Genomic DNA, 24,246 nt, shown 5'->3' on the forward strand with positions numbered 1-24,246 from the left:
ACTCCGCAACGACGTCGGCGCGCAGTCGGTCGAGGGTTCTACCGACCGGGAACGTCGACTCGGAGGTGACCAGCGCACTGGCAGCTGCCGGACACCCGGTGCGAGCGATGACACGACGGCCGGACGAGGCCCGCACTCCCGACCGTGTCGAGGCGGTCTACAGGGACGCCGAGGCCCCCGCCAGCCTCGATGAAGCATTCCGCGGCGTCGACCGCGCGTTCCTCATGACCTCGCAGCAGCTCGGCAGCGCACCGCATCCGACGCACGACATCAACCTCGCCGAGGCCGCTCGCCGCGCTGACCACCGAAGACTTCGTGCTGGTCGGGCCGCTGGAGTTCGTGCTGGACCGCGAGCAGTGGTTGGCGCGCTACCGCACCGGGGACCTGGTCACCGAGGCTCTCGACTGGCACGACGCCGAGGTGCGCGACCACGGCGACTGCGCGATTTCCGTCGGCGTGCACACCCAACGCGGGGCGTACCGCGGGAATACTGTTGACGGCGAATTCCGTTCCACCACATCGCGGTTCGCCGCGGCGACCGGTGGCTGTTGGCCGGAATCCAGTTGAGCCCGATCGGTGCGCCGCCGGCCTTCGCGCAGAACACTTCGCAACCGGCCGGGGAGTGATCATGGGAATCGAACTGAACCACACCATCGTCGGAGCGCGGGACAAGCACGAATCCGCACGGTTCCTGGCCGACATTCTCGGCGTCGAGATCGGTGCCGAGTTCGGACCGTTCGTGCCGGTGGAACTCGACAACTCGGTCACGCTGGACTACATGACCCAGTCTGACGTGCAGCCGCAGCACTACGCGTTCCTGGTCGACGAAGCCAAGTTCGACGCAGCTTTCGGCCGGATCCGGGACGCGCGGATCGCCTACTGGGCCGACCCGGGCCACCAGAATCCCGGCGAGATCAACCACCGCTGGGGCGGCCGAGGCGTCTACTTCGACGATCCCGACGGGCACGTCATGGAGCTCTTGACCAGAACGCCGTAGCCCGGGACGCTCCGCCCGGCAGCACGCACCGGGCGGAGCGTCCACTTCGGTCAGTTCTGCTGATCCGTGCCGTAGGGCTGGGTGAGCGCTTCCAGGTAATGCCCTGACGGATCGCAGAAGTAAATCCCTCGACCACCGTGGTTGGTGTTGTACTGGTTCGGGAACTTCTGCTGCGGATCCGCCCAGTGCTCGAGTCCGGCCGACAGGACCCGGGCGTAGATGCCGTCGAAGTCCTCCTCGGTGACGAGGAAGGCGTAGTGCTGCGGCGGGAAATCGATGGGCGGCTCGGCGAACAGGAGCGTTACGCCTGCACCCAGATCGACTGTGTGGAAGGGACCGTCAGGTTCGCCCACCGAGAGGCCGAACATCTCCGCAAAGAACGAAGCGGATTCCTGCTTGTCGCGCGCAGCGACGATGGTGTGATTGAAAAGAACGGTCATTGAAGACCTTTCGAAACGACGCCTCCATGCCTGACGCTGTCCGCCACCGGCACGCGACGCTGCCCGCCAGCAGACCACACCCCACAACACCCCGTCAAACCAACCGAAGGTGCGCGAGTGCCCCGATTCACGGGCTCTCGTCGCCGGTCGCCTCGGTGAGGAGCTCGTGGAGGCGCTGCAACGTCGGGCGCTGGTCGGGTTGCGGGTGGAGGCAGCCGTCGATCGAGTCGGCCAGCGGTTTGGGCAAGCGCCGCGCTGATCGAACGGGTGGTGCCGTCGTCGTCAGCTGGGGGTACTCATCGGGTTCCGGCACGTCGAAGGGCTGGATGCCGGTGGCCGATTCGTACAGGACGAGGCCGATCCCCCAGGCGTCCGCCGGTGGCCCGACCAGGCCGCCTCGGGCCTGTTCCGGCGCCATGCAGCGCGGTGTTCCAGCTCCGCCGCGCCTCGGCCCCGGCGGGCGGGCCAGCCCCAGGTCGAGCACTCGCGCTCGGCCGAACTCGGCGATGATGTTGCCCGGTTTGAGGTCCAGGTGCAGGTACCCGCGGTCGTGCAGGTAGCGGATCGCCGAGCACAGCTGCTGGCCCAGGTGGCCGAGTTCGTGGACGGTGAGCTTGCGCTTGCCGTCGTCCAGCAGACTGTCCAGGGTCGCCCCGCCCAGCGTCTCCATGATCAGCACCGGAGATCCGTCGGCCGCTGCCACGATCTCGTAGGCGCGAACGATGTACGGGTGGGTGCAGGCCAACAGCAATTTTCCCTCGAACGCGAGACTTTCAACGATCTCGCGATCGTCGGCGAAGTCCGGCCGCACCACCTTGACGAAGCACCGGCTGTAGCGCTGAACACTCCAGGCGTCGTAGGTGTCGTACGACTCGCCTCGCCGGATGTGCTCGATCACCAGGTATCCGGGCGCGAGCTCCTGCCCTCGGCCAAGCGGCTTTGCTGCGGTCATGCCAGCTCCTGCACCACGGTCTCCTCCTGCTGCAGCCGGTACAGCGACGCGTAGCGGCCGTTGCGGCGCATCAGCTGGGTGTGCGTGCCGGATTCGGCGATCCGGCCGTCGTCGAGCAGCAGGATCTGGTCTGCCTCGCGCACCGTCATCAGGTTGTGCGCGATGACGATGGAGGCGCGGTCGACCATCAGGCGCCGCAACGGTTCCAGCACCCGCGCGCTGGAAGCCGCGTCGAGGCCGACGGTGGGCTCGTCGAGCAGCAGGATCGGGGCGTCGCGCAGCATCGCGCGGGCGATGGCGATCCGCTGCCGCTGACCGCCGGAGAGCAGGCTGCCGCGCGCCCCGACCGTCGTGCGGTAGCCGTCAGGCAGCGCGGTGATGAACTCGTGCGCGTCAGCCGCGTGGGCGGCCCGCACGACCTCTCGGTCGGTGGCTTCTGGACGACCCCAGGCGATGTTGTCCCGGACGCTGGCGTCTACCACGAGGACGTCCTGGAGCACGACCGAGATGTTGTGCCGCACCTCCTGCTGCTCGACCGCGCGTAGGTCCAGCCCGTCGATGGTCACCGCGCCGGAATCCGGGTCGTAGAAGCGCAACAGCAGCTTGCCGACCGTGGACTTGCCCGATCCGCTGGCACCCACCAGGGCCAACGCCTGACCGGGCCGGACGGCGAAGCTGACGCGGTGCATGGCGTCCCGGTCGGTGTTCTGGTACCGGAAGCTGACCGCGTCGAAGGCCACCTCGCCCCGTGCTCGGCCCAGGTGGCGCGGGTGGGCCGGATCCCGCACGTCGGGGACCTGGTCGAGCAGCTCGATGATTCGCTCGGCGCCGGCGGAGGCCGCGTAGACGGTGTTGGTCAGCCGCCCGAACCCGCGCACCGGGCTGTAGAGCTGGCTGAGATAGCCGAGGAATACGAGCAGACCGCCCAGGGTGATCGTGCCCTGGGTCAGCTCCCAGGTGCCGAGCCCGATGATCAGCAGCACCCCGCCGAGTTCGAGCAGGTCCACCAGCGGGCTGAACAGCGCGTGCAGCCGGGTGGCGACCAACTCGGCGGCGAAGCTGCCCAGGTTCTCCCGGTGGAACCGCTCGGTTTCGGCGCGCTCGCGTCCGTAGGCCTTGACCAGTGCGGCGTTGCTCAGACTTTCTTCCGCGACTGCGCCGATCGTCCCGCTGCGCCGCCGCTTCTCGCGCGACGCGGCTTTGATCCGGCGGGAGAAGTACCGCGCAGCCAGCCAGAACGCCGGTACCGCGATCAGCGAGACCACGGCCAGCCGCCAGCTCAGCACGAACAGCGCACCGGTGAACAGCACGATCTTGAACAGGTAGGAAAGCGCCTGGACGGTCCCGGACAGCACCAGGTTCTCGATGGCGCCGACATCGCCGGTGAGCCGGGACAGCGTGTCTCCGACCTTGCGTCGGTCCAGGAACCCGATGGACAGCCCGTGCAGGTGTCCGAACAGGTCGGTGCGCAGATCGAGCAGGAATCGCTCGGCGACCCAGGTGGAGAGGTACTCGTCGGTGAAGCCGACGATCCCCGCCAGCACCGTGATTCCCAGGTAGGCGCCGCCGAGGGCGAAGAACAGCCCGAAGTCGCGGGGTACCAGGACGTCGTCGACGAGGATCTTGAACATCCAGATCGTCGCGGTGTCCAGCAGCGGCCCAATCAGGACGAGCAGCACCACAAACGCCCACCAACGCCGGTACGGGCGGGCGTAGGGCCAGAACCTCCGGAAGATCTCCCGCACGCCGACCGCTGGTGCCTGTTCGACGAGGGCATCAGTTTCCGCCCCGGGAACGCTCAGCAAGGCCCGCAGCCGGGCCAGCAACGAAACGATGAGACTCATGAGACGTGGTGGGCGGCGGCGTCCGCGTGGGCACCGCCGCCGGTCAGTGGATCAGCGACCCATTGCGGAGTAGTCCGTCCTGCCGTGGCGCTTCTGCGACGTCCACCGCTGACCGCGGTAGTGGTCCCGGTCGCTGCGGTTGCGGTCCCAGTCGTTGGTGGCGGCGGGGCCGTGTGCGACGAACAAACCCTTGACCATGACCGTTTCCCCCTCTCAGCGGTGCGTGTGGGCTGTCATGCGGCTGCCCCGGCTGCGTGTCCGGTGCCGGCTCCGAGACCTGTCCCGGTTCTTGTTGCTTGCGGGCAGGTGCGCGGCGAACAAGGCATGCGCCATTGGTCGCTTCCCCTCGAAATCGCATCTGTACAGGTCGTCCCCCAGCCTCGCTCGCGAGTCATCGCGGAGGTAGAGCATTTGTTCCCCGCCGGTGGGTGCACAAGCGTGCTTGCACACCCACGACCAGCTCTCAGCAGGACAGGTTCTGAAATTGCGCCACCGTCCTCGAACCGGTGGACTTCAGGTATGCGTTCGGACCGGGGAACGGCCGGCCCCGGCCGCTGGCGGCCGGAGGCCGGGGTTGTTGGGCGGGTGGCGTGATGCCGGGCGAGTTCGAGGCGTGTGCCGGGGTGGACGTCGGAGGCACGTTCACCGACGTCGTCCTGCACGCCCCCGGCCACCGGCCGAAGGCCGTGAAGGTGCCCACCACCCCGTCCGATCCCGCCGAAGGGGTTCAACGCGGTGTCGCGGAAAGCCTGCCGGACGGCGCCCTGCGCCTGCTTCCGCACGGCAGCACCACCGCGACCAATGCCGTGCTGGAGCGCAAGATCGCGCGCACTGCGTTCGTCACCACCGCAGGTTTCACCGACGTGCTGCAGATCGCCCGGCAGAACCGCCCCGCGCTCTACGACCTGTCGGCCACCAAACCCGAGCCGCTCATCCCGCGGGAGCTGGTGATCACGGTCGAGGAGCGGATGGGCCCGGACGGCGAGCCGATCATCGCCCTCACCGACGACGAGATCGAGCGCGCGGTGGCCGCGATGCGTCGACTGGAACCTGAGGCGATCGCGGTGAGCCTGCTGTTCTCCTACGCGTGCGACGACCACGAGCGGCGGTTGTGCACCGCGCTGGGCGAACTGGGTGTGTCGATCACTCGTTCCAGCACGCTGCTGCCGGAGTTCCGCGAGTTCGAGCGGGCGTCCACCTGCGTGCTCAACGCGGCGATCGAGCCGGTGATGCACCGCTACCTGTCGAACCTGGAAACCCGCCTGCCCGATCCCACGATCACCGTGATGACCTCCAGCGGCGGCACCGCGGGCGTGGACTTCGCCGCCACCGCCCCCGTGCACACCCTGCTGTCCGGACCGGCGGCCGGCGTGGTGGCGGCCGGTGCGGTGGCGCGCTCAGCCGGGTTCGACGACGCGATCGCCTTCGACATGGGCGGCACCTCGACCGACGTCTGCCTGATCCGCGACGGGCACCCCGAGGTCTCCACCGCCTCGGAGATCGCTGGACTGCCGTTCCGCACTCCCGCAGTCGGAATCCACACCGTGGGTGCCGGGGGCGGCTCGATCGCCTGGGTGGACACCGGTGGCGCGCTGCGGGTAGGACCGCGTTCAGCGGGCGCAGACCCCGGCCCCGCCTGCTACGGAGCGGGCGGGCAGGAACCGACCGTGACCGATGCGCACTGCGCGCTGGGGCACCTGGATCCCGCCCGCGAACTCGGCGGCGGCCTGCGCTTGGACGCCGACGCAGCACACCGCGTGCTGTCCGGGCTGCCGGAGTCGGCCGCAGGCGTGCTGGCGGTGGTCCGGGCAACGATGGCACGAGCGCTGCGGAGGGTCAGCACCGAGCGTGGTGTCGACCCGTCCGGGCTAGCGCTGGTCGCCTATGGTGGTGCAGGCCCGCTGCACGCGACGGCGCTCGCACTCGAGCTGGGCTGCCCGGCCGTCGTCGTTCCCCCCGCTCCAGGCGTGCTCAGCGCGCTCGGCCTCCTGCTGGCCCCGCCCCGATTCGAGGCCTCGCGAACCGTGCTGTCCAGCGCCGGGGACGACCTGTCGAAGCTCTGGGACGAACTGGCCGACGAAGCGCACCACGAGCTCGAGAAGCAAGGTGTGACAACCAGCATCGAACTGTCCAAAGTGGCCGACATGCGCTACGCGGGCCAGTCGCACGAGCTGCGGATCGACGTGACCGGCGAAACCGACGCCGCCGAGCTGCTGCACACCGCGCACCGCGCGGCCTACGGCTACGAGATGCGTGACGAGCCGGTCGAGGTGGTGACGCTGCGCGTCGTCGCCCAAGGCGAACCAGTGCTCGCCGCCCCACCGGGGAACTGGGACCAGGGCAGCCCAGAACCCAAGACGGACCGCGAAATCGGCATCGGCGACCGGACGGTGCGCGCCCAGGTCGTCCCGCGCGCCCGCCTGCGCCCGGGCGACGAGATCACCGGCCCGGCGCTGGTCGAACAGCCCGACACCACGACGCTGCTCGGCGATGGCGAGATGGCGGTCGTGGACGACGCGGAAAACCTGGTGGTGCGGTTGACATGACCGAACTGTCCGCGGTGGAACTCGAGGTCTTCCGGCACGCGCTGGCCGGGGTCGCCGACGAGATGGGCGTGGCCCTGCGCCGCGCCGCCTACTCCCCCAACATCAAGGAGCGTGCCGACTGCTCGGCCGCGGTTTTCGACGCCGACGGCGAGATGGTGGCGCAGGCCGAGCACATCCCGGTGCACCTCGGCGCGATGCCCGCCAGCGTCCGCGCGGTGTTGGACACCTGCGGTCAGCTCGAACCGGGTGCGCAGGTGTGCGTCAACGACCCGTACCTGGGCGGGACCCACCTGCCGGACCTGACGATCGTCGCGGCGGTCGGTGACGGCGACCGGCTGCTGGGTTACGTGGCCAACCGCGCTCACCACGCCGACGTCGGCGGGGCGGCGCCGGGTTCGATGCCCGCGTCGGCCACCGAAATCGCGATGGAGGGCGTGCGGATCCCACCGGTGCGCATCGCCGACGCCGACGGCGAACGCGAGGACGTGGTCCGGCTGATCGCAGCCAATTCACGCACGCCCGGCGAACGGCGTGGTGACCTGCGCGCCCAGTTCGCGGCTAATCACGTCGGCGCGGTGCGGATGCGGGAACTCGCCGACCGGATGGGTTCGGAGCGGCTGCGCGCGGCGATGTCTGCGGTGTGCGACTACTCCGACCGCCGGGTGCGCGCGGCGATCCGCGAGATCCCTGACGGCTGCTACCGCAACGAGGACGTGCTGGAGATCGGCGACGGCGTGCCGATCCGGGCGGCGGTGACCGTTGCCGGTGACGAGGTGGCGATCGATTTCGACGGCACCGCCGGCCAGATCCCGGTGAACTGCAACGCGGTGTTCGCGGTGACCCTGTCGGCGTCGATGTTCGTCCTGCGGATGCTCACCGATCCCGACGCGCCGCCCAACGCCGGGTGCTACCGGGCGCTGCGCGTGACCGCGCCCGAGGGCACCGTGGTCAACCCGACGTTCCCGGCGCCGACGGCGGCGGGCAACGTCGAGACCAGCCAGCGCATCGTGGACGTCCTGCTCGGCGCGTTCGCTCAGGCGATCCCCGACCGCGTTCCGGCCGCTGGCCAGGGAACCATGAACAACCTGCTCATCGGCGGCAGCAACCCGGCGTTCAGCTATTACGAGACGCTCGGCGGCGGCGAAGGCGGAACCCCCGTCCGGGCGGGCATGTCCGGCGTGCACACCGGCATGACCAACACCCAGAACACCCCGGCCGAGGCGGTGGAACTCGGCTACCCGCTGCGGGTTTGGCGCTACGAGCTGCGCCCGTCCTCGGGCGGCGCGGGGCACCACCCCGGTGGCGAAGGCCTAGTGCGCGAGATCGAGGCCCTGGCCGACTGCACCCTGACGATCCAGTCCGAGCGCCGCAGCCAATCGCCTCCGGGCGCCCGGGGCGGTCACCCCGGCGCGGTGGGCCGCAACGTCCTCATCCGCGCCGACGGCACCGAGCAGGACCTCCCGGCCAAGGGCACCTGGCCGCTGCGCAGAGGAGACCGGATCCGCATCGAAACCCCAGGCGGCGGGGGCTGGGGAAAGCCAGCGGGAGAGTTACCCTGAAGCTGCGGACCGGGCGCTCCGCGCTGGCACGTGGAGCATTCGCACCCCCGGCCCAGCGGAGCCTCCGACCCACGCGGCCGGAGGCTTCCCACGCCCGGTGCGAGATTCCCCAATTTTAGGGAAATTGGGGACCTCCCGCCCCGCTGTCAGGGCCCGGCGGGAATCGCCGGGAGCGGTGCCTCCGCGAGGAGCGCGTGGATCGCTTCCTTGGCCCGGGTGGGAGTTCTGTCGGTTCGCCACCACAAGGCGACCTCACGCCCCCGGGTAGCGTCGATGATCGGGACGACGCAGACGCCTTCGGTGTTCGCCATCAGCATCGCCAGAGCGTTGGTCACGCCGACCGCGATTCCCCGGCGCGCCAGGGCGATCAGAGTCTGCGGTTGGTTGGTGCGGAACACGACGTCGGGCACCAGACCGGCCTGCTCGAAGGCCATCGCCGTCTCGACGTTGTCGTTGCCGCGGGCGGTGTTGTCCCCCACCGTGATCAGCGGCCGCCCCGCCAGCTCCGCCAGCCGCAGCGGGCCAGCCGGAGCCTCCTCATCAGGCACGACCGCCACCAGCGGTTCCTGCCACAACATCCGGCAGGTGAACGCGTCACTGGTCGGCGCGGGCAGCACCGGCCGGACGGCGAGATCGACGTCGCCGGAGAGCAGCGCCGCCTCCAGCTCCAGCGTCGTGCCCTCCCACGGCACCAACTCGACACCGGGGTACCGCAACGCGCTCTGCTCCAGCAGGAACGGGAACAGGTGCGCCGCCGCGCTGGGGTATGCGCCCAGGCGCACCTTCCCGCACACTCGCTGTGCGGCGTGCGACGCGTTGTCGCTGGCCGCCTGGAGGTGCTGCAGCATGCCGCGGGCATGCGGCAGCAGCTCGCGGCCCTCGGGGGTGAGCTCGACCGGGGTGCAGGCGCGGTCGAACAACCGCACGCCCAGCGCGCGTTCCAGTTCTGCGACGTGGGTGCTGATCCTCGACTGCGACCGGTACAGGGCCTGCGCCGCAGCCGAGAACCCGCCGTGCTCCACCACGGAGACGAAGCTGATGAACCAGTCCATGCGGAAGCGGTACGCCTCCGCTGCCTTCACCGCGACCACCCCGCGTCGTCCATGCCACCACCTGTCCGGTGCGCCGCAACCGACAGATGATCGCGGTCAGCCGAACAACTTGTCCAGCTGCTGGTGCACGGTCAGCACCGCGAGCACGCCGAACAGCAGGATCGACCAGATCAGCGCCGCCATCCGGTAGCCGTGGATGCGGATCGGGCCGGGCAGCATCTTCCGGTTGATCGCGATCAGCAGGCCGGAGTAGATGAACATCATCATCCCGCCCGTGCAGGCCGCGATCGTCGCCAGCAGCAGCGGCTGGCCGAGCCCGGCGAGGATCACCACGATGCCGATCAGCACCAGACCCCACACCAGCACGGCGTAGAGCTGGCTCTCCGAGACCTTCGGGAAGTAGGTCGTCTTCAGCACGTCGGCCGCCAGCCGGCTGGTGTAGTCGACGATGCCCAGCGCCGCGGCGAACATCGAGAACGCGCCGACGATCCAGAAGAAGTAGCCGAACCAGCCTCCGGCCGCGGCCATCATCGCTTCGCCCTCGATGCGCAGGAACGACACGTCGTTGGACACTTCGCCGGAGCCGAAGACGGTCGCGTACGCCAGCAGCGACATGAACATGATGGACAGGAACGTGATGGCCACGAAGGTCCACGCCTGCTCCTTGTTGGCGAAGCGCCACCACGCCCGCCAGCGGCCCAGGTTCTCCTCGGTGGCCGGGAAGATGAACCCGGCCTGGCCGCGCGCTTCGGACTCCCCGGTCAGTGGCGAGACGATCTTGGGCACGTAGCGGCCCATGCCGAAGCCCTTGTCCCGGATCCAGTTGCTCTGCACCAGGTTCTGGCCACCACCGGCACCGGCGAAGGCCAGCGCGCCCATCAGCACGGCGAAGCCCAGTTCTGCGGCCGGGAAGCGCGGTTCGGTGACGATCGAGGGCAGCGCGCTCCAGGTGTTGGCGCCGATGACGAACACCGAGCCGATCACGATGAGCAGCAGGATCGCGGCCACCTTGACCATCTGCGCCCGTTCCAGCGCGGTGTAGACCGCGGGCGCCAGGGTGAGGATCAGCGCCACGACGACGAGGATCACCACGGATACCACCGCGACGTCGCCGCCGAAGGCGTAGGTGAACAGGGTGGCCGAGCTGGTCGCCCAGGCCGGCCACAGGTTCGCGAAGTAGGCCATCACCGCGAACACCAGGCCCCAGTGCTTCCACAGCCGGCTGAAGCCGGTGACCGCGGTTTCCCCGGTGGCCAGGGTGTAGCGCTCGATCTCCATGTTCAGGAAGTACTGGGTGAACAGGCCGAGCATCCCGGCCCACACGAAGGTCAGCCCGACCTGCGAGGTGATGTACGGGAAGAGGATGAACTCACCGCTGGCCAACCCCACCCCGGCGGCGACGATGCCGGGACCGATCAGCCGCCACTGCTTGGCCGGTGGTTCCGGCAGGTCGCGAACCTGCGGACGTGGGATGTGCTTGTCCGGGAAGGCCTTCGCCGGATCGGTCGGGTTCGCTTCGACCATCTGCTTCTCCTCACCCTGACGTCTGATGTGGACAGTTCGGGTCACCGACTCGGTTCGACCTCGGGCATGCCGACGGGTTTGCCGACCAGGAACGCGTAGCTGAGCGCGGCGACGATGGCGATCCCGCTGGCCGCCAGCAACGCGAGCACGAAGGATCCGGTCTGGTCGACGATGATCCCGGTGATCAGCGGGGCGAACGCACCGCCGAAGTAGCCGCCGAAGTTCTGCAGGCTGCCCAGCGACGCGGTGATCCGCTCGGGGCCGACGGTGGTGGCCAGCGACCAGGCACCGGCGCTGGCGTTGTTCATGAAGAACTGCGAAGCGGAGATGCACACCAGCGCGAGCGTGGTGCTCGGGGTGAGCGCCACCGGGATGGTGCACAGCCCGCCGAGCAACAGCCCGGCGCAGATCGGCACCTTCCGCGCGACCATGGTCGACACCCCGCGCCGCACCAGCAGATCGCCGACACCGCCACCGGAGAGCATGCCCAGCGTTCCGGCCAGGTAGGGCACGATGAGCGCCATGCCGGTGTCGGCCACGCTCAGCCCGCGCTCGCCTTCCAGGTACGCCGGGAGCCAGGTCAGGTAGAGGTAGATGGAGTAGATGACGCCGGAGAAGCCGATCATCATGCCCCAGGTGCTGCGGTGCCGCAGCAGGCCGAGCCATTCGCGCAGCGACACCGGTTCCGGGGCGGGCTCGGGTTCGGCGGACAGCTGTTTGCGATCCCGGTAAACGACGAACCAGATCAGCGCCAGCACGATCCCGGCGACCCCGGCCACCACGAACATCGCCCGCCACCCGTAGCTGAGCATCAGCCAGGTCAGCAGCGGCGGCGCGATGGCCGGTGCCAGCGTCGAAGCGGTGTTGAACAGCCCGATCGGCAGCCCGCGCGACTCGCGCGGGAACCAGTCGGCGACGACCTTGGCGCCACCGGGGAATGCCGGTGCCTCGCCGATTCCCAGGAACAGGCGCCCGAACAGCATCTGCTTGAAGTTCGCGGCGAACCCGCAGAACGCCTGCGCGACCGACCACAGCAGCAGTCCGCCGCCGAGCACCTTTCGCGGCCCGAACCGGTCGAGCAGCCCACCCGCAGGCAGCTGAGCGAAGGCGTAAGCCCAGGAGAAGACCGATAACAGCAGCCCCATCTCGGTCGGGCCGATGCCGAACTCGTCCTGCACGCTGTGGTTGGCGATGGCCAACGTGCTCCGGTCGATGTAGTTGACGATGCCGATGAGCAGCAACATCACGAGCAGCAGGACGCGCATCCGACGGATGCTCTTCGGTGGCTTCATTCGGTTCCCCCGGACGGCGGTGTCCTAGTAGGGCCAACGTGCCCGGAACCGACCGCGGTGCGAAGATCTCCCGCCGAATTCCGGCGCTTGACCATAAGCAGCCGTCACACCCCGGAGAAGCGCACTTTTCGCATACCCGCCATCCGCTCCGCGGATGACCCACCGCGCCTCACGGCGCTTCCGCGCTCCGCAGCCGCTCCGCTACCGCGTCCCGCTCGCGCTGCGCGCGCTCCCGGCGCTGCCGAGCGGCTTTCGCGCCGCGTCGGAGCTCGCGCTGCTCACCCTCCGCCCGCTCCAGCACGTCCCGCCGCTGCGCGAGCTGCTCCCGCAGCTCCTCGATCTCGTCGCGAAGCTCCTCACACCGATCCTCAGCTTCGCGCTCCGCGCGCTCAGCGGCTTCCAACGCGTCCGCGGCTTCGCCAAGCTGCGCATCGCTACGCCGAAGCTCCTCCCGAAGCTCGGAAACCCGAGCACGCCCCTTCACCGATGACTCGGCCTTCTCCGCACTACGCCGCATCGCAGCAACAGCAAGCTCATCAACCCCAAACCCGCTGTACTCCAGGGGTTTCACCAAGGTCCCCACCAGAACCTCGCGCCCCGCAACCGGATCGGAGAGCGCAGCGGTAAGAGTCTGCTCCACCTGCTGACGAGTCGATTCGGTCAACGAATGACCGCACTCCGCCGCAAGAGCAGCCGCACGGTCGGTCAGCTCACGCAGAATCCGGGCCCGCTCGCCAGCCAAGCCCCGGATGTCGTCACCCCGCAACTCACGCTGAGCCGACCGCAACCGCTCCCCCAGCTCCAGCAGAACCGACAGCGCGTCAGGCTCACGGACCGCCAACAAGTTCACCGCCCACGCAGCAGCAGTGGGCTTGCGCAACTTCTTGAGCGCAGCGGCAAGCCCATCGTCGCCGCGCTCCTTGGCCGCTGCGGCCCCCCGGTCGCGCTCGGGGATGAACCCGGCCGGATCGGCGGTGTACAGCTCACGGGCGACCTGCTCGAACTCCACCAGGTCAACGTGCCACGACTACTCGACGTGCGCGATGCAACGCCGGGCCGCAGGCTGCGGCCATGAGCGGTTTGGAACGTCCTCGCGATGGACACGTGATCGCCGGCGTGTGCAGCGGGACCGCCCACCGGTTCGGCTGGAGCGTCGGCCTGGCTTTCGTGGTCTTCTGCGTCCTGCCAGGCCCGCAGGTCCTGTTCTACGTGTTCCTCTGGATCCTGACCCCCAACGCACCGTGACCCGCGGGTGCGCGCAGTGTTGCCGCCGCTGCACCGAGCAGGGCGACCGCCGTGGAGGCCTTCCCGTAAGCGGAATCTTGCGGCTCCACGAGCGTTGACCTTGGTGTGAGCTTGGGTCTTTCCGTGCTGGACCGCTCGCACGTCGGGCGGGGGCTGAGTCCGCAGCAGGCGTTGCGGGACACCGTTCGCTTCGCCCAGCAGGTCGAGGGCCTCGGCTACCACCGGTTCTGGGTGGCCGAGCACCACAGCGTGCCCGGTGTCGCTGGGGCCGCGCCCACCGTCCTGGCAGCGGCCGTCGCCGCTGCGACCAGCCGGATCCGGGTCGGCACCGGTGGCGTCATGCTGCCCAACCACCAGCCGCTCGTCGTGGCCGAGCAGTTCGGCGTGCTCGGCTCGCTGTTCCCGGACCGCATCGACGTCGGTCTGGGCCGCTCGGTCGGCTTCACCGACGGCATCCGGCGCGCTCTGGGGCGAGGCAAGGAAGCAGCCGACCAGTTCAGCGACCAACTGGCGGAGCTGCTGACTTACCTGGACGGGCAGCCAAGCGCTGGCGTGCACGCCGTCCCGGCCGAAGGGCTGGATCTACCGGTGTTCCTGCTCGCCACCGGTTCCGGCGCGAGCACCGCAGCGGAGTTCGGGTTGCCGCTGGTCGTCGCTTCGGCCCACGGAGACGACCGGATGATCCGCACGGTCGAGCAGTACCGAGCGGACTTCCGGCCATCAGCGCAGGCCACCGAGCCGTACGTGGTCCTCGCCCGGTCCATCGCCGTCGCCGACAGCACCGAGCGGGCCCGACGGCTGCTCGTCCCTGAGGCGTGGGCGACGGCCTACTCCCGCACGCACGGCGAGTTCCCGCCGCTGGAGTCGCCGGAGCAGGTCCTCGCCCGGGAGATGTCCGACCGCCAGCGCACCCAGTTCGAACGCGCCTTGCGGGGTCACTTGTTCGGCACCCCGGACGAGGTCGCCACCGGGCTGGACGAGCTGGTCGCACGCACCGGCGCGGACGAAGTCCTGGTCACCACCACCGCCCACGACCCGGCCGACCGGCTCGACTCCTACCGCCTGCTCAGCGAGCTCACTGGCTCGGCGGGTTGATACCGCGGCGGGCGTGACCGGGCGCGCGGTCAACGCGGTCGACCTGCCGGTGGCTGGAGTCCAGCTGCCACGGCACGCTGACCACCAGCACGCCCGGCTCGAACCGCAGCCGCCAGGTCAGGCGCAGCGAGCTCTGGTTGTGCAGCAGGTTCTCCCACCAGCGCCCGGCCACGTACTCCGGGATGTAGACGCACACCAGGTCGCGGGGGCTGGCGCGGCGGATGCGCTTGATGTAGTCGATGACCGGCCGGGTGATCTCCCGGTACGGCGACTCGACGACCTTCAGCGGGGTTTCGATGCTCTGCCGGTCCCACTCCCGTCGCAGCACCTCGGTGTCCTCCTCGTCGACGTTCACGGTGAGCGCGGTCAGCGTGTCCGGCCGGTTGGCGCGGGCGAACGCCAGCGCGCGCAGCGTCGGCTTGTGCAGCGTCGACACCAGCACGACCGCGTGCACCCGGCTGGGCAGGGTGATGTCGCCCGGTTCCGGCTCCAGTTCCCGGCGCACGTCGCCGTAGTAGCGGTGGATGCCGCGCATCAGCGCGAACAGCACCGGGATCGCGATCACGACGAGGTAGGCGCCGTGGGTGAACTTGGTCGCCAGCACCACCACCAGCACCGTCGCGGTCAGCACCGCACCGACGGCGTTGATCAGCCGGTTGCCGTGCACGCGACGGCGCTTCGCCGCGTCGGCGTCGACCAGCTGGTTGTTCCAGTGCTTGACCATGCCGATCTGGCTCAGCGTGAACGAGGTGAACACCCCGATGATGTAGAGCTGGATCAGCGCCGTCACCGAGCCCTCGAACGCCGCGATGAGCGCGATCGCGACCAGCCCGAGCAGGACGATGCCGTTGGAGTGGGCCAGCCGGTCACCGCGGGTGTGCAGCTGGCGCGGCAGGTAGCGGCGCTGGGCCAGCAGCGAAGCCAGCGTCGGGAAGCCGTTGAACGCGGTGTTGGCGGCCAGCAGCAGGATCAGCGCCGCACCGGCCTGCACGACGTAGAACAGCACGGTGTCCACGCCGAACACCGCCGCCGCCACCTGCGCGATGACGGTGCGCTGGCCGGTGCTGTGGCAGTCGGTGGGGAACCCGATCAGGTTGCACGGGTCATCGGCGACCCGCACCTGAGCGATCATCGACAGCGCGGTCACCCCGCTGAACAGGAAGATCGCCAGCACACCCATGATCACCAGGGTCCGGCCCGCGTTGGCAGCCTTCGGCCGCTGGAACGCGGGCACCCCGTTGGAGATCGCTTCGACGCCGGTCAGCGCCGTGCAACCGGACGCGAACGCCCGCAGCAGCAGGAACACGAAGGCGACCCCGGTGATGTCCACCTGCTCCGGCCGGATCATCCAGCCGGCGCTCTCCGCGACCGGCGGATTCCCAGCCGCGAACTGGGTCAGCCCGACGACGATGGTCAGTCCGAGCGCTCCGACGAACAGGTAGGTGGGCACCGCGAAGGCCCGTCCCGATTCGCGCGCGCCGCGGAGGTTCATCGCCATGAGCACGACCAGCACGATGACGGCCAGCCACACCCGGTTCGGGTAGAGCTGCGGCACCGCCGACACGATGTTGTCCACCCCGGCGGCGACCGACACCGCCACCGTCATCACGTAGTCGACCATCAGCGCCGCGGCCACCACCAGGCTCGGGTCGCGGCCGAGGTTGCGCACCACCACCTCGTAGGAGCCGCCACCGCTGGGATAGGCGTGCACTACCTGCCGGTACGAGGCGACGACCACCGCCAGCAGCACCACCACGGCCAGCGCTACCCACGGCGTCAGGTGCAGCAGCGCGATCCCACCGATGGACAGGATCAGCAGGATCTCCTGCGTGGCGTAGGTGACCGAGGACAGCGCATCGCTGGCGAAGATGGGCAACGCGAGCCGCTTCGGCAGCAGCGTCTCCGCAACCCGGTCGCTGCGCAACGGCCGCCCGAGCAGCAAACGCTTCAACAGGTTCACAGCCGAAGGCACCGTCCCAGCGTAGGTCGACTCGGCGCAGCTCACCTGTTCAACGAATCGCCCGGAAAACTGTCCACATTGGTCACGGATGATCATCGGTAGGCTGTGGCCGGACGAGTCGACGGGAGGCAGCGCGAACATGCTCGAGTGCTCCCCGGCCGTGCTGGCCGGACGCGTGCGGGAGTGCGACAGGTTGTTGCCCAGGCCGGGCACGGTGCCCTGGTCCAGCCTGCCGACCGTGCCGTGGGACGAGTTCTGCGACCCGAGCGCGCCGTGGCTGCCGCGCTGCGTCGAGGAGTGGCAGGAACGCGGCGGCTTCCGGCACCGCCGCGCGGGTCTGGTGCTGGTGGCGTTCCGCTTCGGCTGGCTCGCGGCCTGTGCCACGGTCCCGGAGTTCCACCTCGGCGCTCCGGTCCCGTCGCTTCGCGAACTCCGCGTCACGATCACCGCCGAAGGCCGACTGTCCGCACTCCGACCAGCGACGTCCCAGCTCGTCACGGCGCAGCAGTGGTGGCAGGACCTCGCCGACGCCTTCGAACCCCTGACCGAGTCGCTGCACGCCCTCGGCGGCCCGCCACCGGAAAGCCACGAGTACTGGGGAAACCCGGTCGGATCGGTGGGCACCGTGCTCTGGCGGCTGCAGCGCGCGGGCATGCCCGGCGACGCGATCGCCACCGCCCGCGAACTCCTCACCGCGACGAACCGCGAACACCTGCTCGACATCGACCCCGACCGCGACCCGTGGCCCCGCCGAACCACCTGCTGTCAGTGGTGGCGCGGCACCGGCGGTGGCTACTGCGAGGAATGCGTCCTCTGGAACTCCGCCTCCCGCACCAGCGGCTGATCAGGCGATCTCAGCTCACCGCGGCGCGGGTTTGGCGGGCTATTTCGAGATCTTCGCGGGCTTGGACAACCGCAGTGCGGACGGGCGCTCCGATCTCGGTGATGTCCGCATCGGTCGAGGCCGCCTCGTTGCGCCGCGGGTCCAGCGCCGCACCGGCGAACGACAGCGCTTCGCACACCTCAGCTCGCACCGACGGCTGGTGCTCGCCGATACCGCCGGTGAACACCAGCAGATCCAGGCCGCCGAGCACCGCAGCCATCGCTCCCGCATGCCGCACCAAGCTGCGCTGGTAGACGCCGAAGGCCACCGACGCATCACTGTCACCTTCAGCCCGCGCCGCCAGCACATCGCGCAGATCACCCGAGGTCCCGGACAAGCCCGCCAGCCCGGAATGCTTCGCCAACACGCCGAACAGTTCTTGCGGCGCAATGTCTTTCGTGTTGATCAGATAACCGATCAGCCCAGGGTCGACAGTTCCGCTGCGGGTGTTCATGACCAGGCCCTCTTCCGGCGTGAAGCCCATCGTGGTGTCCACGCAACGCCCGTCGCGCACCGCAGCCATCGACGCGCCCGCACCGAGGTGACAGCACAGCACCCGACCCTGCCGAGGCGGCAGCCCCACCAGTTCAGCGCCACGCACCACCGCGTAGGAGTGCGAAAGACCGTGGAACCCGTAGCGGCGCAACGACCACATGCGGTTCCACAAGCGGGGCAGCGCGTAGGTCGCCGCCGCCGCGGAAAGCCCGGCGTGGAAGGCGGTGTCCACGCACACCACCGATGGTGTGTCCGGTGCGATCGCACGAGCCGTGCGCAGCCCACCCAGGGCTCGCGGCTGGTGCAGCGGCGCGAGTTCGATCAGCGAGGAGAGGTAGTCGAACACGTCGTCGTCGACAACCGTCGCCGTGACGATCCGGGTACCGCCGTGCACGACGCGATGTCCGATGGCATCGGCCCCGTGCTCGTCCAGGAACCGGCGGATCGGCTCCGCCTCCCCCGCCCACCGCTCCAGGTGCTCGTGGGCCACCACCTCGTCGTCGTCCAGCAGTACCAGCTTCAGGCTGCTGGATCCGGCGTTGACGGTCAGCACCCTCACCGCGCCGGCCACTTCCAGTCCCGGACCTCGGGCATGTCCTCGCCGTGCACCGAGATGTAGTGCCGGTGCTCGATCAGCTTGGCCTGCAACGACTCCCGCGCGTACGCGGCGCTCGACCCCAGCCGCGGCACCCGGTCGATCACGTCGATGGCCAGGTTGAACCGGTCGGTCTGGTTGAGCACGCACATGTCGAAGGGCGTGGTCGTGGTGCCTTCCTCCTTGTAGCCGCGCACGTGGATGTTGTCGTGGTTGTGGCGGCGGTAGGTCAGCCGGTGGATCAGCCACGGGTAGCCGTGGTAGTTGAAGATCACCGGCCGGTCCAGGGTGAACAGGCTGTCGAACTCGGTGTCGGACAGGCCGTGCGGGTGCTCGCGCTCGTGCTCCAGCCGCATCAGGTCCACCACGTTGACCACCCGCACGCGCAAGTCCGGGAAGTAGCCGCGGAGCAGGTCGACGGCGGCCAGCACCTCCATCGTCGGCACGTCACCGGCGCAGGCCAAGACCGCGTCCGGCTCGCCGTCCTGGTCGTTGCTGGCCCAGTCCCAGATCCCGATGCCCTTGGTGCAGTGCACCACCGCTTCCTCGATGTCCAGGTACTGCGGCGCGGGCTGCTTGCCGGCCACCACCACGTTGATGTAGTCGCGGCTGCGCAAGCAGTGGTCGAGCACCGACAACAGGGTGTTGGCGTCCGGCGGCAGGTAGACCCGCACCACCTCGGCCTTCTTGTTCACCACGTGGTCGATGAATCCCGGGTCCTGGTGGGAGAAGCCGTTGTGGTCCTGCCGCCACACGTGCGAGGTGAGCAGGTAGTTCAGCGAGGCGATCGGCGGCCGCCAAGCGAGCTGGTTGCTCACCTTGAGCCACTTGGCGTGCTGGTTGACCATCGAGTCCACGATGTGCGCGAACGCCTCGTAGCAGGAGAAGAACCCGTGCCGGCCGGTGAGCAGGTAGCCCTCCAGCCAGCCCTGGCAGGTGTGCTCGGAGAGGATCTCCATCACCCGGCCGTCGGGGGCCAGCGCGTCGTCGTCCGGTTCGGTCTCGGCGCACCAGGCGCGGGAGGTGGCTTCGAGGATCGCGTTGAGCCGGTTGGAGTTGTTCTCGTCCGGCGCGAACACCCGGAAGTTGCGCTCCTCGGCGTTGCGGCGCATCACGTCGCGCAGGAACCGGCCGAGCACCTTGGTGGCCTCACCGATGGTCGCCCCCGGTTCTTCGACGGTCACCGCGTAGTCCCGGAAGTCCGGTAGCCGCAAGGCTCGCAGCAGACGTCCGCCGTTGGCGTGCGGATTGGCGCTCATCCGCCGGGAACCGGTCGGGTTGTGGTCCTTGATGCGCTGCACCGGAGCACCGTCGGCGTCGAACAGCGCGGCCGGTTCGTAGCTGTGCAGCCAGGTTTCCAGCTGACGCAGGTGTTCCGGGTTGCCGCGCGGGTCAGCGATCGGGACCTGGTGCGAACGCCACGTCCCCTCGACCTGCTTGCCATCCACAGTGGAGGGTCCGGTCCAGCCCTTCGGGGTGCGCAGCACGATCATCGGCCACCGCGGGCGCTGCACCCAGCCGTCGCGGCGAGCTCTGCGGTGGATCGAGCGGATCTCGTCCAGGCACCGGTCCAGCGTCGCGGCGAACAGGTGGTGCATCGGCTCCGGCGCCGAACCCGACACCAGGTAGGGCTCGTAGCCGTAGCCGCGCAGCAGGCTCAGCAGCTCGTCGTCGGGGATGCGCGCCAGCACCGTCGGACCGGCGATCTTGTACCCGTTGAGGTGCAGGATCGGCAGCACCGCACCGTCGGTGGCCGGGTCCAGGAACTTGTTGGCGTGCCAGCTGGTGGCCAGCGGACCGGTCTCGGCCTCGCCGTCGCCGACCACGCACGCCACGATCAGATCGGGGTTGTCGAAGGCCGCGCCGTAGGCGTGCGACAGCGAGTAGCCCAGCTCGCCACCCTCGTGGATCGACCCCGGAGTCTCCGGCGCGACGTGGCTGGGGATCCCGCCGGGGAAGGAGAACTGCGTGACCAGCCGGCGCAGGCCGTCGTAGTCCTGCGCGACGTCGGGGTAGGTCTCGCTGTAGGTGCCCTCCAGCCACGCCGCCGCGACCAGACCGGGCCCGCCGTGCCCGGGCCCGATCACGTACATCATGTCCAGGTCGCGCTCCCGGATCGCCCGGTTGAGGTGCGCGTAGACGAAGTTCAGCCCGGGCGTGGTGCCCCAGTGCCCGAGCAGCCGGGGTTTGACGTGCTCGGGTCGCAGCGGCTCCCGCAGCAGCGGGTTGTCCATCAGGTAGATCTGCCCGGCGGAGAGGTAGTTGGCGGCCTGCCACCACAGCTGCAGGCTGTCCAGCTCCGACCGTTCGAGGTGCTCGGTCACGGCCGGAGTGGTGCTCCACGCGGCGCTACCGGCCTCGACGCTGGTCTCGCTCATCCGCGGCTCCTCACGTTCGGCGCCTCGCCATTCAGCGTGGGGGGCCGGAGCCGGATCGCAACTCGTGCTGGTGGCCGCTAGAGCAGCCGCTCGACGGTGATCTCTGCCGCCGAGCGGCGAGCAGCGGCGATGATGTCCAGTGCCGCCACGGCGTCAGCCGGGTCGACCGGTGGCGGTGTGCCGTCGCGCACCGCGTTGACGACTCCGTCGTAGAACGCGAGGTAGTCGCCCGGTTCGCTGGGGACGCGGTGCACGTCGTCACCGACGCCCAGCACTCCCCAGTTCTCTTCCGGCTCTCGCCCCCAAGTGCCGTCCATCGGCAGGCGACCCGCACGCAGCTCCGCCTCCTGCGGGTCGAGTCCGTACTTGGTGAACGCCGCGCGGTCGCCGAGGACGCGGAAGCGCGGGCCCGACTGCGCCGCCACCTTGCTCATCCACAGGTGGGACCGGACCCCGTTGGTGTGGGTCAGCGCCACGTAGGAGTCGTCGTCGGCCTGTACCCCTTCGCGGCGGTGGTCGAGCTCGGCGTACACCGCCGCGACCGGCCCGAACAGCTGCAGGGCCTGGTCGATCAGGTGGCTGCCCAGGTCGTAGAGGATGCCCGCGACGTCCTCCGCGCCGCCGGAGTCGCGCCAGGTCGGCTTCGGGGTCGGCGACCAGCGCTCGAACCGCGATTCGAAGCGGTGCACCCGGCCCAGCTCGCCGTCGCCGAGGAGCTTGGCCACGGTGCGCACGTCGTTGTCCCACCGGCGGTTCTGGAAGACCGTCAGCAGCTGCCCCTTGGCCTGGGCGTGCTCGATCAGCCTCCGCCCCTCCACCGCGGTCGGGGTGAACGGCTTGTCCACCACCACCGGCAACCCGGCGTCCAGCGCCGCGGTGGCCAGCTCGACGTGAGTCCGATTCGGACTCGCCACGACGACCAGATCCAGATCCCCGGCCAGCAACGAGTCCACGTCGTCGACGACAGCCGCATCCGGGTGCTCAGCACGCACCTGCTGCTGGCGCTCGGGGTTCGCGGTGACCACGGCGGACAACCGCAACGACGGATGCGCGGCGATCAGCGGGGCGTGGAAAACCGCTCCCCCGACGCCGTACCCGACAAGACCGACTCGCAGTGCAGAACTCATGTCCCCATTAGAACCCGTCTTTGAACTCGTTTTGCTTGGCGGTGCGGGTGGCGGAACCTCAGACGCCGCCTGGTCTGCGGGTGCCCAACTTTATGTATGCCAATACACGGCAGTCGGGCCGTCCTCGCCAGGCGACGTCTGAGAACCCGCGGCGGTGCCGGCGCCGAGGGTGGGCTATGCGCCTGACGGCGCATCAAAGCAAAAGATCAAAAATCAGGATCGAAGACAGACTCTCAGCCGCTCCGCCGTCCCCGGAGCGCCGGCGCGTCAGGCCGAGGCCTGGCGGAGGTCCCTGTTGTCCTGGCCCGGGCAGACCAAACCGGTTTCGTAGGCCATGATCACCAGTTGGGTGCGCGAGCTGAGGTGCAGCTTCTGCATCACGTGGTACAGGTGCGACTTGACGGTCAGCTCCGCCAGACCGAGGATGCGCGCGATCTCGGCATTGGACCCGCCCCTGGCCACCTCGAGCAGCACGTCCAGTTCCCGCTCGGTAAGCGCGCTGAGCTCGCTGCGCGCGTCGCGGACGCCGAGCGCGGCGAACCGCTGCAGGAGCCGCTTGGTGATCCCTGGCGCCAGCAGCGCTTCTCCGGCCGCGACCGTGCGCACCGCTCGGACCAGGTCTTCCGGAGTGGCGTCCTTGAGCAAGAATCCGCTGGCACCGGCGCGCAGCGCGGCGTAAACGTATTCGTCCAGGTCATGCACGGTCAGCATGATCACGGCGGTTTCCCCACCGGTCTCGGCGATGATGTCGGCCGCGGCCCGGATACCGTCCTTGCCGGGCATGCGCACGTCCAGCAGCACCACGTCGGGACGACGGCGCCGCACTGCGGCCAACGCCGCGTCGCCGTCCGCCGCTTCGGCCAGCACCCTCAGGCCGGGCTCGTTCGACAGCAGCGCCACGAGTCCCGCGCGGATCATCGCTTGGTCGTCGACCACCAGGACAGTCGTGTCCTCAGTTTCCACGCGGGGCCTCCTTGGTCCGGGCCGGCCAAGTTCCGAGTCAGGCCAGGTCCGAATTTTCCGCGCACGGTAGCACGGCTTCAAGGTGAAATCCGTTCAAAATCGGATGCGCGGTCAAGGTTCCGCCCAGCAGCGCAACGCGTTCCCGCAGACCGATCAGCCCATGTCCCGAAAGATGGGACACCGGCGGTACCTCCCCCACGCCGACCAGGTTGGTCACCTCGATCCGCAACGCGCTCGCACCGTAGTCCAGCACCACCCGCGCCCGCCCGGAGCCGGCGTGCTTGAGCACGTTGGTCATGGCCTCCTGCACGATCCGGTAGGCGGTCACCTCGACCCCGGAGCCGAGCTCGCGGACCTGCCCGCGCCGGTCGAACCGCCACTCCACCTGCCCGCCGCGCACCGATTCGATCAGCGCGTCCACCCCGTCGAGCCCCGGCATCGGCTGCCAGTCCATCGGGTCCTGCCCCGCGGAGTTGCGGTCGCGCAAGGCGTTGAGCAGGTGCCGCATCTCCCCCAGCGCACCGCGCGAGCTCTGCTCCAGCTCCTGCAACGTCTGCCGGGCGTGCTCCCGGTCGCGGTCGATGAGCGCTCGCGCGACGCCCGCGCGCAGGGCCACCACCGACAGGTTGTGCGAGACGATGTCGTGGAACTCCCGCGCGATGCGGGCCCGTTCCACAGCCGCCGCGTCCCTGGCCAGTTGGTCGCGCGCGTCGTCGAGCATCGCCAGGGTCTGTTCCAGCTGCGCCGCGCGCCGCCGTCCGATCTGCATCGCCAGCGCCCAGCCGATGACCATCACCAAGTTGACCACCCCGCCGGTGATGCGCAGGAAGCTCTCCACCGGGGTCAGCTCGTAGACGATCATCTCGGTGACCGGGTAGACCATCGCGATCAGCCCGACCACCACCGACACCGCCAGCGAACCGCGCACGCAGACCGAGTAGATCGCGACGAGGATCGCCAGGTTCAGGCCGCCGATGTAGAGCTTGAGCAGGGTGAGCGCGACGGTCACCGTCATCACCACGAGCAGCACCGTCCACGGCATCCGCCGCCGCAGCACCAGCATCGCGGTGGCCGGCACGCTCACCACCAGCGGCCACCACCAGTCCATCCACGGTGGATACTCGCCGATGGACAGGTCGAAGCCGTGCGCGACCGCCAGCACCAGTACGAACGCGATGTCGCCGAGCATCGCGCGATGCGCGACGAGCCAGGCCCACAACCCCGTCCGCGAAGTCGCCGCAGCAGTGCGGCCCAGCGCATGATCGACCATCGGACCTGCCTCACACGGTGCGCGGATAG

At 69.4% G+C, this 24,246-nt stretch carries 21 protein-coding genes and 1 pseudogene; 8 read left to right on the forward strand and 14 right to left on the reverse strand.

Features of this window, described 5'->3' with window-relative positions; all coding sequences use genetic code 11:
- Positions 1 to 98: 98 nt before the first annotated feature.
- The 3 genes and pseudogenes from ACWCO2_RS25130 to ACWCO2_RS25140 form a co-directional block, all read left to right on the forward strand.
- Positions 99 to 281: pseudogene (locus ACWCO2_RS25130) on the forward strand (NAD(P)H-binding protein); the annotation flags it as partial.
- 34 nt (positions 282 to 315) lie between these two features.
- Positions 316 to 567, forward strand: coding sequence for a nuclear transport factor 2 family protein (locus tag ACWCO2_RS25135; protein WP_450130212.1), 252 nt, complete (start codon positions 316 to 318; stop codon positions 565 to 567).
- A 61-nt stretch (positions 568 to 628) separates the two neighbouring features.
- On the forward strand, positions 629 to 997 hold the full coding sequence (locus ACWCO2_RS25140) for a VOC family protein (RefSeq protein WP_450130213.1): 369 nt from the start codon (positions 629 to 631) through the stop codon (positions 995 to 997).
- Positions 998 to 1,047: 50 nt separating this feature from the next.
- On the opposite strand, the gene ACWCO2_RS25145 is transcribed toward ACWCO2_RS25140, so the two are convergent.
- The 4 genes from ACWCO2_RS25145 to ACWCO2_RS25160 are packed head-to-tail and all read right to left on the reverse strand — an operon-like array spanning position 1,048 to position 4,431.
- Positions 1,048 to 1,527, reverse strand: coding sequence for a VOC family protein (locus tag ACWCO2_RS25145; protein WP_450130214.1), 480 nt, complete (start codon positions 1,525 to 1,527; stop codon positions 1,048 to 1,050).
- Between the two features lie 37 nt (positions 1,528 to 1,564).
- Positions 1,565 to 2,389, reverse strand: coding sequence for a serine/threonine-protein kinase (locus tag ACWCO2_RS25150; protein ID WP_450130215.1), 825 nt, complete (start codon positions 2,387 to 2,389; stop codon positions 1,565 to 1,567).
- Positions 2,386 to 4,233: an ABC transporter ATP-binding protein gene (locus ACWCO2_RS25155; protein WP_450130216.1), complete on the reverse strand. Its 1,848-nt coding sequence runs from the start codon at positions 4,231 to 4,233 to the stop codon at positions 2,386 to 2,388. The genes ACWCO2_RS25150 and ACWCO2_RS25155 overlap by 4 nt, the downstream gene beginning before the upstream one ends.
- Before the next feature lie 51 nt (positions 4,234 to 4,284).
- Positions 4,285 to 4,431 carry a hypothetical protein gene (locus ACWCO2_RS25160; RefSeq protein WP_450130217.1) on the reverse strand — a complete coding sequence of 49 codons (147 nt, stop codon included), beginning with the start codon at positions 4,429 to 4,431 and terminating at the stop codon, positions 4,285 to 4,287.
- Positions 4,432 to 4,826: 395 nt separating this feature from the next.
- On the opposite strand from ACWCO2_RS25160, the gene ACWCO2_RS25165 reads away from it, so the two are divergent.
- Positions 4,827 to 6,779: a hydantoinase/oxoprolinase family protein gene (locus tag ACWCO2_RS25165; RefSeq protein ID WP_450130218.1), complete on the forward strand. Its 1,953-nt coding sequence runs from the start codon at positions 4,827 to 4,829 to the stop codon at positions 6,777 to 6,779.
- Positions 6,776 to 8,338 carry a hydantoinase B/oxoprolinase family protein gene (locus ACWCO2_RS25170; RefSeq protein ID WP_450130219.1) on the forward strand — a complete coding sequence of 521 codons (1,563 nt, stop codon included), beginning with the start codon at positions 6,776 to 6,778 and terminating at the stop codon, positions 8,336 to 8,338. The genes ACWCO2_RS25165 and ACWCO2_RS25170 overlap by 4 nt, the downstream gene beginning before the upstream one ends.
- Before the next feature lie 146 nt (positions 8,339 to 8,484).
- Here the strand turns inward: ACWCO2_RS25170 and ACWCO2_RS25175 are convergent, their stop codons facing one another.
- The 4 genes from ACWCO2_RS25175 to ACWCO2_RS25190 form a co-directional block, all read right to left on the reverse strand.
- Positions 8,485 to 9,420, reverse strand: a complete 936-nt coding sequence (locus ACWCO2_RS25175; protein WP_450130220.1) for a LysR family transcriptional regulator — start codon at positions 9,418 to 9,420, stop codon at positions 8,485 to 8,487.
- 66 nt (positions 9,421 to 9,486) lie between these two features.
- Positions 9,487 to 10,914: an Nramp family divalent metal transporter gene (locus ACWCO2_RS25180; protein ID WP_450130221.1), complete on the reverse strand. Its 1,428-nt coding sequence runs from the start codon at positions 10,912 to 10,914 to the stop codon at positions 9,487 to 9,489.
- Positions 10,915 to 10,955: 41 nt separating this feature from the next.
- Positions 10,956 to 12,179 carry an MFS transporter gene (locus tag ACWCO2_RS25185; protein ID WP_450130222.1) on the reverse strand — a complete coding sequence of 408 codons (1,224 nt, stop codon included), beginning with the start codon at positions 12,177 to 12,179 and terminating at the stop codon, positions 10,956 to 10,958.
- 196 nt (positions 12,180 to 12,375) lie between these two features.
- The gene (locus ACWCO2_RS25190; protein WP_450130223.1) at positions 12,376 to 13,215 is read right to left on the reverse strand and encodes a hypothetical protein; all 840 of its coding nucleotides are present in this window, start codon (positions 13,213 to 13,215) and stop codon (positions 12,376 to 12,378) included.
- Positions 13,216 to 13,277: 62 nt separating this feature from the next.
- Here ACWCO2_RS25190 and ACWCO2_RS25195 point away from each other — a divergent pair, with 62 nt between their 5' ends.
- Together ACWCO2_RS25195 and ACWCO2_RS25200 are read left to right on the forward strand one after the other, a co-directional pair.
- Positions 13,278 to 13,451 (forward strand): PspC domain-containing protein, encoded by a 174-nt coding sequence (locus tag ACWCO2_RS25195; protein ID WP_450130224.1) that lies wholly within the window; start codon positions 13,278 to 13,280, stop codon positions 13,449 to 13,451.
- A 111-nt stretch (positions 13,452 to 13,562) separates the two neighbouring features.
- Positions 13,563 to 14,546 (forward strand): LLM class flavin-dependent oxidoreductase, encoded by a 984-nt coding sequence (locus tag ACWCO2_RS25200; protein ID WP_450130225.1) that lies wholly within the window; start codon positions 13,563 to 13,565, stop codon positions 14,544 to 14,546.
- Here ACWCO2_RS25200 and ACWCO2_RS25205 read toward each other — a convergent pair.
- A complete protein-coding gene (locus ACWCO2_RS25205; RefSeq protein ID WP_450130226.1) occupies positions 14,527 to 16,518 on the reverse strand; it encodes an APC family permease in 1,992 nt (663 codons plus the stop codon). The two genes, ACWCO2_RS25200 and ACWCO2_RS25205, sit on opposite strands and share 20 nt — an antisense overlap.
- Positions 16,519 to 16,594: 76 nt before the next feature.
- On the opposite strand from ACWCO2_RS25205, the gene ACWCO2_RS25210 reads away from it, so the two are divergent.
- Positions 16,595 to 17,350, forward strand: a complete 756-nt coding sequence (locus ACWCO2_RS25210) for a hypothetical protein (RefSeq protein WP_450130227.1) — start codon at positions 16,595 to 16,597, stop codon at positions 17,348 to 17,350.
- Between the two features lie 10 nt (positions 17,351 to 17,360).
- On the opposite strand, the gene ACWCO2_RS25215 is transcribed toward ACWCO2_RS25210, so the two are convergent.
- The 5 genes from ACWCO2_RS25215 to ACWCO2_RS25235 form a co-directional block, all read right to left on the reverse strand.
- On the reverse strand, positions 17,361 to 18,455 hold the full coding sequence (locus ACWCO2_RS25215; RefSeq protein WP_450130228.1) for an acetate/propionate family kinase: 1,095 nt from the start codon (positions 18,453 to 18,455) through the stop codon (positions 17,361 to 17,363).
- On the reverse strand, positions 18,440 to 20,857 hold the full coding sequence (locus tag ACWCO2_RS25220; protein WP_450130229.1) for a phosphoketolase family protein: 2,418 nt from the start codon (positions 20,855 to 20,857) through the stop codon (positions 18,440 to 18,442). Before ACWCO2_RS25220 ends, ACWCO2_RS25215 begins: the two co-directional genes overlap by 16 nt.
- Before the next feature lie 77 nt (positions 20,858 to 20,934).
- The gene (locus tag ACWCO2_RS25225; RefSeq protein WP_450130230.1) at positions 20,935 to 21,984 is read right to left on the reverse strand and encodes a Gfo/Idh/MocA family oxidoreductase; all 1,050 of its coding nucleotides are present in this window, start codon (positions 21,982 to 21,984) and stop codon (positions 20,935 to 20,937) included.
- Between the two features lie 267 nt (positions 21,985 to 22,251).
- Entirely contained in the window at positions 22,252 to 22,947 is a 696-nt protein-coding gene (locus ACWCO2_RS25230) for a response regulator (protein WP_450130231.1), read from the reverse strand.
- A gap of 37 nt (positions 22,948 to 22,984) precedes the next feature.
- Positions 22,985 to 24,217 carry a sensor histidine kinase gene (locus tag ACWCO2_RS25235; RefSeq protein ID WP_450130232.1) on the reverse strand — a complete coding sequence of 411 codons (1,233 nt, stop codon included), beginning with the start codon at positions 24,215 to 24,217 and terminating at the stop codon, positions 22,985 to 22,987.
- Positions 24,218 to 24,246: the final 29 nt, after the last annotated feature.

The organism is Saccharopolyspora sp. NPDC002376 (genome assembly GCF_053593195.1).